We start from the raw sequence: 11,853 nt of genomic DNA on the forward strand, positions 1-11,853 counted from the left end.
GGAGAAGGAGCAGGAAGAGAAAACCGCCGTTGCCCGACTGCTGACAGCCGCCCACAACGCTGGATTCGAGGAAGTGCACCTGCAACTCGAACCCATCGCCGCCGCCCTGTCCTACGAACAGCATCTGCAACACGAAGAAACCGTACTCGTGGCCGACTTCGGAGGCGGTACGTCCGACTTCAGCATCGTCAGCCTGGCCCCGCAGAAGGCACAGCAGGCCGACCGCAGCCGCGACATCCTGGCCCACGGCGGACTATACATCGGGGGCGACCTGTTCGACTCCGAAATCATGTGGCACAAAGTCACGCCCCTGCTGGGCCGCGGCGTCGAATATCAGTCCTACGGCAAGAAGATAGAAGTGCCCAACAGCCTGTACCGCGAACTGCGCAACTGGGAGAGAAGCTTCCTGCTGAAAGACTCCAAAGACAGGCGGATGATGGACAAATACTACGTCTTCTCGGACAACAGTCCGCTGATAGACAACGTACGCGTGCTGATAGACAACAACTACGTCTACTCCCTCTTCAAAGAAATCGAACGGTCGAAAATCGCCCTCTCGGCCGACGACTGCTCGCACCTGCGCTTCGTCAAGCCCCGTCTGGAGCTCGAAACCGACCTGCCCTACGACGACTTCCGGCAGATGACCTCGCTCCACATCGACGCCATCAGCAACTATCTGGAGCAGATGCTGGCACACTCGGGCTTCAGTCCCCGTCAGATCGACGCCGTCTACATGACGGGCGGCAGCAGTCTGTCGCGCCCCATCATCGACCTGATGAGCCGCCTGTTCGGAGCCGGCAGCCTGCGTTCGGGCGATACCTTCCACAGCGTAGCCCACGGTCTGTCGCTGAGCCGGGCGTAGGTATAGGCTATCTGGTGCAGGGCAGTCGAATAACACAAAACTACCACCCCCAACCAGCTAGTTTACCGAGACTACCTACTTCCATTCGCTGGTAGCGAAAATCGCTTTCGAGTTCTGAAAAGAAAAGCATCCGACCTGAAAAACGAAGAGGGTGTGCCGCCGCAGAATCATCTGCAAACCGGCACACCCTCCTTGCTATATCCGATAAGGAATATTAATATTCCTCTTCTTCATCGCCGTCTCCAAAGCCCAGCGTCTTGTCCGTAATGTACATGTCGCCTTCGTAAACAGCCTGTACACGGCGTCCGTCTCCGTCCTTGGCATCGATTTCTACCTTGTAAACGTCCTCACCCGTGCTTGTAATGGTGATTGTACCCGATACCAGGAACAGTCCCTGTGCTGGATAAGAAGTGTATTCGATGTAAGTACATCCTTCGAAGTTGTCGCCATCCTGATAGCCGGGCAATGCTGTACCTACTTCACCGTAAGGATTGCTGATTTCGTATACACCTACCGGATTGGCTTTCTGATCAAGAGAAGTAGCCACCTCCAGATTCATGTACTTAATCCAGTCAGACGAAGTCAGCGTCAGCACCCATTTACCATTCACCGTACCCTTCTTGTCGCCCCAGAAGTCGGCTGTACAGTCGGCAAATCCTTCGATTACCAGCGGCGGCAATTCCTTTGTAGTGAAGTCCTGCGTAAAGACCTCCGTTGTCAGCTTTCCGCTGGCATCCACGCCAAAAGCGCAAGCTGTATATTCGGTCGAAGCCGACAACACCTCTGTATACACACGCGAGTCATTACCCTGCGACAAGGTGTCGGACAAAACGGCACCGTTCTCGGCCTGATATTTCTTCAGATCGGCAATCACTTTCTCTGCCACTGCCGTCGGGCTGCCCAGCTCGTCGAAAGTAGCTTTCTTCACCACATCAAAATAGTATGTTGCGTTCGCGTCCGACGGAGTCACCGCCACGGTAGCACTTGTCGTCTCTACATCCGACACTGCCACTTCGAACGTCACCGGTACGGGTGGTTCTTCACCCTTGTTTTCATCATCATCACAAGCCACAAATGACAATGTGAACATTGTCAATCCTGTCAATAGCCAATTTTTTACTTCCATAATAGTTGTTTTGTTTTAAAAAGGTTAATTGTTTTATTTTTCCCTCCGCACCCGCCGCCCTACGACGGCAAAGCCGGATAGAGTGTTCATTTTTTAACTATTTTCAAAAGTATTAAAAAAAAGCTATAGAGGAGTACGGTTTTGGATAAATTAACATAAGATTCGTTTTTTCTCCGATAAACATACAACGATGTAGTATAGAAAAGATACACACGCATGTGCATACATCAGATAAAACAATTCCCAAAAGCCCGGTCGCACCGCTGACGGGTGCAACCGGGTCAAACAAAACAAACAATCCCTTACTAGGAAGTAAGGTTGCTCCGCCGCACGCTTCGCCAAGCCAACGGCTGGACACAACTCCGTTTCACAACGAAGAATAGGGCATTGGTCACATTAAAGAACTGCCCTTATTGGGATTCTTCTACGTCGAAATCAACATCCAAGTCGAACGAACCACCTTCACCTATTTCTATATTTTTTACGACAAGCGTGTAGCAGGTATTACGTTCGATGTCAGTTTTACCTTCCGACAGAATCTTCGACAAAGGAATGTCATAAATGGCTTCGGCAGGTCCGACGCCATGCAACTTCTGTTCCCCATAAAGGCGTAATGTCATCTGGCTGGCCGGAGCCGAATACAAATAGAACAAGGCCTTGTACAGCTGGTCGGTATAGGTTTTCCCGAATGTTTCATCGGTCCGCTCTACCTCCTCTGCCACAGGAGAGGAAGCGGTCAGCGTAATCTTGTCACACGAGGCAAAACCCGTATTCGGGAAGATGTACGAAAGCGTACTGGCTCCCAGCAATTCGGCTTTCGTCAGACTGAAAGCGGTAATCTCCGCCGGGTCGTAAATCTTTAGGTCAAGACGCGCCACTACACGTTGCAGGGCAGCCTGCACAGCAGGAGCCTGATCGGTCCATGCCGGAATCGCGGCTTCGGCCGTCATCAGCAACGGACAGGCAAGGGATGCACTCATTGCGTCGGTCAGCAGCGACTCGAATTCAGACTTCGTCACCGCACCCGGCGCCGCACTTTCTACCAACGAAGTGACTTCCGCGCCATTGGCAACCAAGAACACCGTGCGGGCACTCTTATCTTTCAAGCCGTCCAGCGTCACGCTCTTGCTTTCGGTGGGTGACTGCGGCACCCAATCTTCTGCCACAAGGTTTTTATATACTTTTTCCAACTGTCCGCTGTTGTCGAACAGGTAGGCATCGAGGGTTTTCACGGTACGCTCCGCCTCGGTAGCCACCGCATAACTGTCTGCTCCGGCACGCGTCATCGGCTGGCTGATGCAGATTTCCAACGACTGCCCTTCCGCCTCGTTCAGCACCGGATTCTCATCGCCGGTACAGGCCGTGAAGGCCAACGCGGCAATAAAAGGTAAAAATATCTTTTTCATAATCTGTATTCCTCCATTTATTATTCTTTGATGCTGCGGATACGCAAAGCATCCCAAGCGCGTCCTTTGCTACTAGTATTGTTGCTTGTAGTATCCTGCTGCACACTTATTCCGGCAAGACTAAATGCCACAAAATACTTCGCTAAATTACCTCCACACCAATAATATGTTTGAGTCGTTCTTTTACTCAACCGAGTACATCCATAAGGATGACCACCATCATAAGTTGCCTCGATATAGCCACCTTGAAGGGTGATGGTCTGTTCCGAACTTATATATTCTCCCTTTTCATCGCACTCATAAAATTTCAGCACGAACTTACTGTTCGAAGCCGTTCTGCCACTGATATAGTAGTGCTTATTATTATAAGTCAAATAACTAAAAACATTACTTGAAGCGCCAACGGCCACCAAGGCTTCCCAATCTGTTTTTGTAGCCATACGATAACCGCTTTCAGACGGATCGGCACCGCTCCAAGTTCCCGGACGATGAGTATCAAACACCGAGACTCCAGTGTCTTCATCCACCGCAGGATCGGCAATGCCATACAAGAAAAACTCCTTCCCGTTCTTGCCAACGGCATCTTTACTGCCTGCCCACTGTTCCAAAGTAGCTGCACCGGGTTTGTTGATTGAAGGCAATTCATCCCAGTCCGGTCCTTCCGGTTCCGCCGGCTCCGCTGCTGCCTGAACGACATTGTAAGTCACCTTCACTTCCGGTTTCAGCATGTTACGAACTACAAACTGACCGGTTCGTTCTGTTTCGGCAGTATTCTTGGCAACTACCACCTGGAACTTCTGTACCAGCGAGCGGGTTTCTGTTACTGTCAGCCATTTGCTACCACTCAACACAGCGACCTCTACTTCTATATTGCTGCTTTCAGATGTAACGGAAAAAGCAGCCCCTTCAGCAGGAACATAAATTGTCTTTACGTCGCCAGCCACAGCTTTGTTGTCATCTTTCAGCGTAATGCCGGAATCGTCAGTATCTACCGTAACCTCCAAGCCGTTTTCTACCGTCACTTCATTCTCAATCGCCTGCGAAGCCCAATCGGTTACCGTTACTTCAGTTTTGATAGCACCGTCTACTTCGTAAAGTGTCACTGTATACAGTTTATTACGCATGAAAGCAGGATGATTGTTCTGATTCTTAAACTCAACAATAGGCAGACTGGCATACTTTATACCGTCTTCATCTACTCCTTCGAACGAAATCTGCAAACCGCTTTCCTCAACGCTACCCTCGTAGGTGTAGAATATCTGAACCGATCTGCCGTTTGGCACACTCAATCCGCTTTTGGTACGGGTTTCTTTACTACCGCTTTCCTTTGCAATGATGGAAGTTTCGTCTTCTACATAAAACGACTCTTTTACACTGTTTTCCATCTTTGCTCCGGTAATCGTTAGTCCATCAACCCGATTCACAACATCGATACGTGCCACGAGACGAACCATGGTGAAATTTATATTAAGCACGGTAGTAGCATTGGTGATGTGTGCTGTGTTTGCACCCTGCATAATAAACCCTACCTCGCTCCAGCGCGTATAGTCTTCAGATGTAGCCCTCAGCTCTAAATAATCGGCGTAGGTACTTGTACCTTCCTCTAAATCCAGATGATTCTCGTTGGCTATGGCTTCAATATAGTAATCACCATTTTCCAAGTCGATAGCTGGGTTATTCTGGAGTAGTTGATTTTCCGTCAAATGAATCACGCTTTTCAATACTCCTTTCTCTCCTCCGGTATAGTCGAAACAATAAAGATCGGCCTGATGAAGGGCACTTTCAGCCCCCGTATCCTCGGTCGTTTCGTCGACACGGGTAGAGGCAGCACCCTCAGGTAAGCCAAAGCTCACCGTTATACGTCGGCCTGTATTGCCATCCATCGCGTTTTCCTCGCTGGTACACGAATAAAAAGCGACTGCCAGCAATGCGCCAAACAGATAATATATGTACTTTTTCATGATTGTTACTTTTTATTATTTTACTTTTCTTGAAGAGCAGGATCGTCGGTAATACAACGGATAGAGCAGCAATCCTGAGCAGCCACCTCCGAAAATCCCAATAAAGACACACGATTACCGAATGGATAGTTACCATTAAAATATACATCCTTTACACGTGTATTGTCATTGAAAGTGAAAGCCATTTTATCATCCGATACCCAATAGAAGCCATCGTTGTTAACACTGTAATCTGTAATATCTTTCCATAGAACAGTGAAATAACGACCACCACCATATGTTGTCAAGACATCGTTGTGAGTCTCAGTGCCTGGCATCGGACGGGCAACAGGGAATGTAAAGTATTGTCCACCGACAGTACCTACATTGACATGATAGAACGCATGAATAAAGCCGTTTGCACCGAAATAGCGGGTTACTACATTTTCATTGTTCTCCCAGTCGATACCAGACAGCTCACTTTCTTGGAAACCATCGGGAACGACCAATGCATCGATACGCAAGTACGTTTTTTTGGATACTGTTTCTGCCGACCAACGAATGGCATACGAGCAAACGCCTTCAATCTTCTTGAGTTCAACGCGATTGTTGAGTACTGAAGCCAAGCCGTCATCCCCTCTCAATGCTTCGGTCGGTTTTATTTTAGCAAAGTCTGCCTTTGTAGGTATACGCCAACCATCGGGGCATACATAGTCGCCTACATCGTTGGCTGTTTTTGCGCCACATGCTTTGGCACGTTCTGCCCAAGTGGAACCACCACCAGTACCGAGCCAATAATCGGTCATACCTGTATTCTGATTCATGAAGTAAATCGGTAACTCGTCATTTGCGAAGTTGTCATTGGTCTCATAAGAATAGCTGGGAGCATCGTCGTAGCCATTTGATGAGCCGGTGGCTGATAAAATAAAGTCATTATTTAACTGATATTCAGTACCCTGAACAGCGTAATACCAACGTCTACGTCCTTGACTTGTTGTCCAATAACCACCCATAGCATCCTTATAGTCTGTAAAACCATATTTGCGTCCCCATTGATAAAGACTGCCTTGGGTCTGATAACTTGAAGCAATGCTGCTTGTTTGGCTACTCTTGTCATATACAAGGTCGCCCTTCGCCCACTTCAACAACGGATTCTTACTATGATCCACCTCCTCATCTTCCTTTCCTTCCTGCGTAAACGTAATCGACACCGTCGCATCAGCTATCAGTTTATTTGTAGCAGTCACCGTCAGCGTACGTTCTTCGGAAGTAGCATTGGCAGGGATGGTCAGTGTCCAATAACCTTTTTCCCACAGATAGTCGGCACGGGTTTCAGCAGGAGCTGCCAGCGTCCAGCCGTCGGGCAGAGTGGTATGAGTCAGGGCTGCTTCGATGTTCGCGCTCTTCACATACAGATAATAGGTAGCAGCTGCATCGGCGGCAACGTTCACCGTCTGGGTGCTCTTCAGTTCTCCTTCTTCCGGATAAACCACCGTTGCTTCGGGCTCCTGCGTCTTGTCGGTAGCGGCAGTCATCATCAGGGCACTTCCGGCACCGATTTCCAAGCTGGAAGAAATTTCAGACCAGTCCGTCACTGTCAGTTCCGGTTCGATGATACCACTGTTGTTCACTAACTTCACGGTGTACAAGTGGTTACGGAGTACTTGGGCAACGGGAACTTCCGTACGGTATGCCGCACCGTTCATCGTGCCGGTGATTACCATTACTGTACTGTTCTCCGGATTCTCGTAAGAATAAGGTACAGTGCTTTCGCCCGTCTCGACATCGGCAGGAATAGTAAAGCTATCGCCATCGGCATGTTTCACCAAGTAAGATTTCTTCACGGCTCCTTTCAGCGTGAAAGCCACATCGCTGACGCCGGCCTCAACGGCTCCTTCTACCTGGAAAGTGGCGGCCAGGCGCACCAGCTCCATGCTGAGTGTAGTGGTTTGTCCGCCTGCCAACGTAATATCCTGTGCGGTAGCACCCTGCATCAGCAGGTTACCATCAAAAGCGGCCATCGTGGTCTGTGCCAGAAAATCGCCGTAAGTGTTGATGCCCGTCAGCATCTCGGCATTGGCAATGGCCTCTACATGATAGGTTCCGCCTTCGGGCACTTTGAACGAACCCGGAAGTCCGGCTTCGGTTTTATCGCTCAACGTAACGGGAAGTGTATATTTCAGCTCAGAGCTTTCCTCCGTTCCCTCAAAAAGATAGACCGTAACCTTCTCTACAGCCGTTTGGTCGACCGCACGAGTCACGGCAAAGCCGTTCAGTCCGGTAAAGTTCATCCGAACCATCGCCTCGTCTCCGGCATATCCGCCCGCGTTGTCCAGTTCGCTGGAGCAGGCGGCGAAACTTGCCAGCATGGCAAGTATCATGATACGTGATATGATATTTTTCATAAATCTGATTCCTTAGTCTGTTAATAGAATTATTCGGCAGCCTGTGTCACTACCAATGTGTAAGTGACGTTAGGATCTGCATCGGTCGAAAGCTCGACGTAAGCCTTGCGGGGCGCTCCGCTTTCGTTGGCCGAAGTGGCGGCGATGGTCAGGGTATTACCCGAAGGGGNTCAGGGTATTACCCGAAGGGGTAGCCGTCAGGAAGTCGGCGCCTTTGGTCACCTCGGCTTTCCAGGCCACGTTGGTAGTCACGGTCAGATGGGCACTGCTACCTTCGGCCTGGGCCAGCATCAGCTTGTTGCCGGTCAGTCCGTCGCCCGTCACAATAAAGTTGTCTACCTGTACGGGATGTTCGATGGTGCCGCCGTCTTCCCAGTCGCGTACGGTGAAAGTCACGTCTACCGTAGCATCCAAGCCATTAATCTTGGTAATGGTCACTAAGTAACGGGTATTGCGCTCCACTGCCAGCTGATTGCCATCGGTATCGGCAAACGGGAGGTCGAAAACCGCAAGTACGGTCTTTCCGCCTACCGTCAGGTTACCGGTTACCACCAGTTTGACGTTGTCGGTAGCAGGAGCTTCGTAAGGATAGAGCAAGCTGTTGTAATAAGCCGCTTCGGAAGTTGTGGAAGTAGCTGCTGCAATCGTCTGCTCCAGCTTCAGCGTGGCCGAACCGTCGGCGTAGTTACCTTCCGAGGGGAAGATGAACGAGTTGGGTCGTGCGCTCACCATCTCTAATTTGGAGGGAATGAACAATACACCTTCCTGTGCCCTGACGGCAAGGTCGATGCGTGCTACCACGCGCTCCAGTGCCACACCGCTGACGGTCACCGAAAGCGGATCGTCGTCCCAGGCATTGGCAGCCACGGAGGCCTCGGCTGTCATCGGCAACGGGCTGGCTTCGGTTACTTCCGGATTGGCCGTCATCGCATTCATCAGCAATGCACGGAAAGCCGATTCCGTCATACCTGCAACAGCATTTTCTTTCAGCGAAGTAATGTCCGCCCCGTTTGCCACGAAGAAGATTTTCTTTGCTGTGCGGCTTACGCCGGACAGGGTAACGGTCTTACTATCTTCCAACGTTGCAGGAGTCCAGCTATCTGACAGCAGATTATTGTATTTCTTTTCCAACACATAGTCCTGAGTCTCTGCAGCGGGAGCAAAGAGATAGGCATCGAGAGTTTTCACAGTGCGCTCGGCTTCCGTAGCCACCGAATAGGCCGTACGGGTATTCGCTTCGGTCGAAGCCGACAGTTTCAGTTCCACGTTCAGACCGCCTTCCTTACGGATATCCAACGTGGATTCTTCATTGGAGCAGGCAGCACACAGCAATGCAGCCAACACTCCGAATAACAGTCTCTTCATCATGTAGCTTTTTTAGATTTTAAAGAACAAAAGTTGCATTATTCCCAATCCGGGACACTAAATTCGAATCCCCCTTCCACTTCGACGAGGAGGACTTCTACAACGGGCGGTTCATACGCCACAGATACGCATTCTTTTTCCATACACATAGAATTTTTATGCGTCGATCCAGTTCCTAAAAAGACAAAATTGATTTCCTAGTTACAAGAAGCGTGGAACTGCGTGCTGTTTCACGTTACTTGGAGGCCCTAGGAATAGCCCAACTACATACGAGAACAGACAGCAGACCCACGCTATGCGTGAGAAACTACCGTGCCATTCTTGTGTAGTTTGAAAATTTCCTAGGTTTCCAAGACAAGAATGAAGCACAACGCTTCTACCAATTTCTTTCCATAAGTTGTGCCGCGAACACTTTCGGCATGCACGCTGCAAATATATCTGTTTTTTTCAAAAAGAGCAAAACTGTTTTCAACTTTTTTTGCGTTTTCTTTTTTTACCGTACAGAAAGAAATTGTATAGCGGCAAGTCCACAATGAATTGAATTGAAATATTATATATTAAGGTATTCCAACGGATGAAAAAGCCCAAATACCCTCAATCGATTATACTTAAAAACAAACAGGCCCTTACTTGGGAAGAATATTAAACTAACAGGAAAAAATATAAAACGTTCGCACGAGCCTGCCTTCTGCCACCGTAAAAAATAAATCCTCCCCCCTGCGACGAAGCAGCCCCCAAAACCACTATCTTTGCTCCCGCAACCGATACGGGAGGGCACATCCCCAAAAGCAGCAGGCAGTTGCCCGGGCTTTTCGACATCCCCTTCCGCGCACTACATACAATATACAATAGAATCATTATGGATATCAACGCCCTCTATCAACTGTTTCTGGAGTGCAGCTGCGTCACTACCGACAGTCGCAACTGCCCCGAAGGATCACTCTTCATCGCCCTGAAAGGCGAAACGTTCAACGGAAATGCTTTTGCCGCCCGCGCGCTCGAAGCCGGAAGCCGATACGCCGTGGTCGACGAACCCCAATACGCTCCGCAGGGAGACCACCGCTACTTCCTCGTGGACAACTGTCTGAAAGCCTTGCAGCAACTGGCCAACCATCACCGCCGGCAGATGGGCACGCGCATCATCGGCATCACCGGCACCAACGGCAAGACTACGACCAAGGAACTGCTGGCCGCCGTGCTGTCGCAAAGCCACCACATACTCTACACCGAAGGCAACCTGAACAACCACATCGGTGTCCCCCTCACCCTGCTTCGCCTGCGCACCGAGCACGAACTGGCCGTCGTAGAAATGGGAGCCAGCCATCCCGGCGACATCAAGGAACTGGTGGACATCGCCGAACCCGACTACGGACTCATCACCAACGTGGGCAAGGCACATCTGGAGGGCTTCGGCTCGTTCGAGGGAGTGATGCGCACCAAGGGCGAACTCTTCGACTTCCTGCGCCGCCACGGCGACTCTACCGTCTTCGTCCATCACGACAATCCCTACCTGTGCGAAATGGCCTGGGGTCTGAACCCCATCTACTACGGCACCGACAGCAGTCTGTACGTCAACGGGCAGGTGACCGGCAACTCGCCCTACCTGGCCTTCGCCTGGAAAGCCGGAAAAGACGGCGAGCGCCACGAAGTGCAGACTCACCTCATCGGCGAATACAACTTTGCCAACGCACTGGCCGCCGTCACCGTAGGACGCTTCTTCGGCGTTGAGCCTGCCAAGATAGACAAAGCCCTGCAAGAGTATGTGCCGCAGAACAACCGCTCGCAGCTGAAGCAGACGGCCGACAACACCCTCATCATCGACGCCTACAACGCCAACCCCACCAGCATGCGCGCCTCCATCGGCAACTTCTACAAGATGAAGGCCGACCACAAAATGCTCATCCTGGGCGACATGCGCGAGCTGGGCAAGGACAGTGCCGAAGAGCATCAGAAAGTAGTGGATTATCTGGAGGAATGCGATTTGCGCGACGTCATCCTCGTGGGCGAACAGTTTGCGGCCACCCGCCACACCTGCCCCACTTATCCCGACGCTCCCGCCCTGATCGAGCATCTGAAGGCCGACAAGCCTCACGGCAAGACCATTCTGATAAAAGGGTCGAACGGTATACGGCTGAGCTCGGTGGTAGAATATTTGTAAGAGGGAAACAGAATGGATACGCGGACGACGCGGAATAAACGGATCATCACGGATTTTATTTCATTCAAATTATCGTCCGTGTTCGTCCGCTTTCTCCGCGTCGTCCGCGTATCCATCCCTACCCTCTTCTCCGCATCAGCACAAAGCGCCCCACCAGCGAGGCCAGCAACACTCCCGTCGTATTGGCGGCAAAGTCCAGCCAGTCGCCACCGCGATACGTGGTGCAATACTCCTGCAACAGTTCCACCACCCCGCTGAACAGCACGGGACACAGTGCCGCACCCACCCAGGCGTGCCACATGCGCGCCCGACCGGCATCCTTGCGGTGTGCCCGCACAAACTCCAGCCACAACATGCCCGACATGCCCAGGTACATGCACACGTGCACCACCTTGTCGATGCCCGGAATGGAGTCCATCTCCGTCTGAGGCGGTTTGAAGAAAGAAAGGTAAACAACCGTCAGAATGATGAGCAGCGACAACGGATACTTCTTTATATAATATAGCATAAGCAGATAATTTTTCTGGTTTTTAATGAACGCCAACAGCGAATCGGTTCTGTTCCGCATGCGACATTGGACACTTGTACGGC

The 11,853-nt window shown here is 50.8% G+C and carries 9 protein-coding genes; 2 read left to right on the forward strand and 7 right to left on the reverse strand.

The window, feature by feature from the left end; all coding sequences use genetic code 11:
- Positions 1-862, forward strand: an 862-nt coding sequence (locus QVP67_RS08595) for an Hsp70 family protein (protein WP_288180052.1), incomplete at its 5' end; no start/stop codon positions are given.
- Between the two features lie 214 nt (positions 863-1,076).
- On the opposite strand, the gene QVP67_RS08600 is transcribed toward QVP67_RS08595, so the two are convergent.
- The 6 genes from QVP67_RS08600 to QVP67_RS08620 all read right to left on the reverse strand — a co-directional run bounded on the left by QVP67_RS08600 (position 1,077) and on the right by QVP67_RS08620 (position 9,107).
- Positions 1,077-1,988, reverse strand: a complete 912-nt coding sequence (locus QVP67_RS08600; protein ID WP_022163161.1) for a hypothetical protein — start codon at positions 1,986-1,988, stop codon at positions 1,077-1,079.
- A 410-nt stretch (positions 1,989-2,398) separates the two neighbouring features.
- The gene (locus QVP67_RS08605) at positions 2,399-3,394 is read right to left on the reverse strand and encodes a fimbrial protein (RefSeq protein ID WP_022163162.1); all 996 of its coding nucleotides are present in this window, start codon (positions 3,392-3,394) and stop codon (positions 2,399-2,401) included.
- A gap of 20 nt (positions 3,395-3,414) precedes the next feature.
- Positions 3,415-5,355: a BACON domain-containing protein gene (locus QVP67_RS08610; protein WP_022163163.1), complete on the reverse strand. Its 1,941-nt coding sequence runs from the start codon at positions 5,353-5,355 to the stop codon at positions 3,415-3,417.
- A 20-nt stretch (positions 5,356-5,375) separates the two neighbouring features.
- Complete coding sequence (locus QVP67_RS08615) at positions 5,376-7,739, reverse strand: fimbrial protein (protein ID WP_022163164.1); 2,364 nt, start codon at positions 7,737-7,739, stop codon at positions 5,376-5,378.
- Between the two features lie 29 nt (positions 7,740-7,768).
- Positions 7,769-7,891, reverse strand: coding sequence for a hypothetical protein (locus tag QVP67_RS15720; protein WP_441293837.1), 123 nt, complete (start codon positions 7,889-7,891; stop codon positions 7,769-7,771).
- Between the two features lie 4 nt (positions 7,892-7,895).
- Positions 7,896-9,107: a fimbrial protein gene (locus QVP67_RS08620; RefSeq protein WP_441293836.1), complete on the reverse strand. Its 1,212-nt coding sequence runs from the start codon at positions 9,105-9,107 to the stop codon at positions 7,896-7,898.
- Positions 9,108-9,963: 856 nt separating this feature from the next.
- Here QVP67_RS08620 and QVP67_RS08625 point away from each other — a divergent pair.
- Complete coding sequence (locus tag QVP67_RS08625; protein WP_022163167.1) at positions 9,964-11,262, forward strand: UDP-N-acetylmuramoyl-tripeptide--D-alanyl-D-alanine ligase; 1,299 nt, start codon at positions 9,964-9,966, stop codon at positions 11,260-11,262.
- Between the two features lie 118 nt (positions 11,263-11,380).
- Here the strand turns inward: QVP67_RS08625 and QVP67_RS08630 are convergent, their stop codons facing one another.
- Complete coding sequence (locus QVP67_RS08630; protein ID WP_022163168.1) at positions 11,381-11,770, reverse strand: VanZ family protein; 390 nt, start codon at positions 11,768-11,770, stop codon at positions 11,381-11,383.
- Positions 11,771-11,853 lie beyond the last annotated feature (83 nt).

The organism is Bacteroides sp. CAG:633 (assembly GCF_000435115.1).
Classification (GTDB): Bacteria; Bacteroidota; Bacteroidia; order Bacteroidales; family Bacteroidaceae; genus Bacteroides; species Bacteroides ndongoniae.

Excerpts from the sequence above, each read along its gene's own strand:
- QVP67_RS08600 (WP_022163161.1), bottom strand. The coding sequence starts at position 1,988 with ATGGAAGTAAAAAATTGGCTATTGACAGGATTGACAATGTTCACATTG.
- QVP67_RS08605 (WP_022163162.1), bottom strand. The coding sequence starts at position 3,394 with ATGAAAAAGATATTTTTACCTTTTATTGCCGCGTTGGCCTTCACGGCC.
- QVP67_RS08610 (WP_022163163.1), bottom strand. The coding sequence starts at position 5,355 with ATGAAAAAGTACATATATTATCTGTTTGGCGCATTGCTGGCAGTCGCT.
- QVP67_RS08615 (WP_022163164.1), bottom strand. The coding sequence starts at position 7,739 with ATGAAAAATATCATATCACGTATCATGATACTTGCCATGCTGGCAAGT.
- QVP67_RS08625 (WP_022163167.1), top strand. The coding sequence starts at position 9,964 with ATGGATATCAACGCCCTCTATCAACTGTTTCTGGAGTGCAGCTGCGTC.
- QVP67_RS08630 (WP_022163168.1), bottom strand. The coding sequence starts at position 11,770 with ATGCTATATTATATAAAGAAGTATCCGTTGTCGCTGCTCATCATTCTG.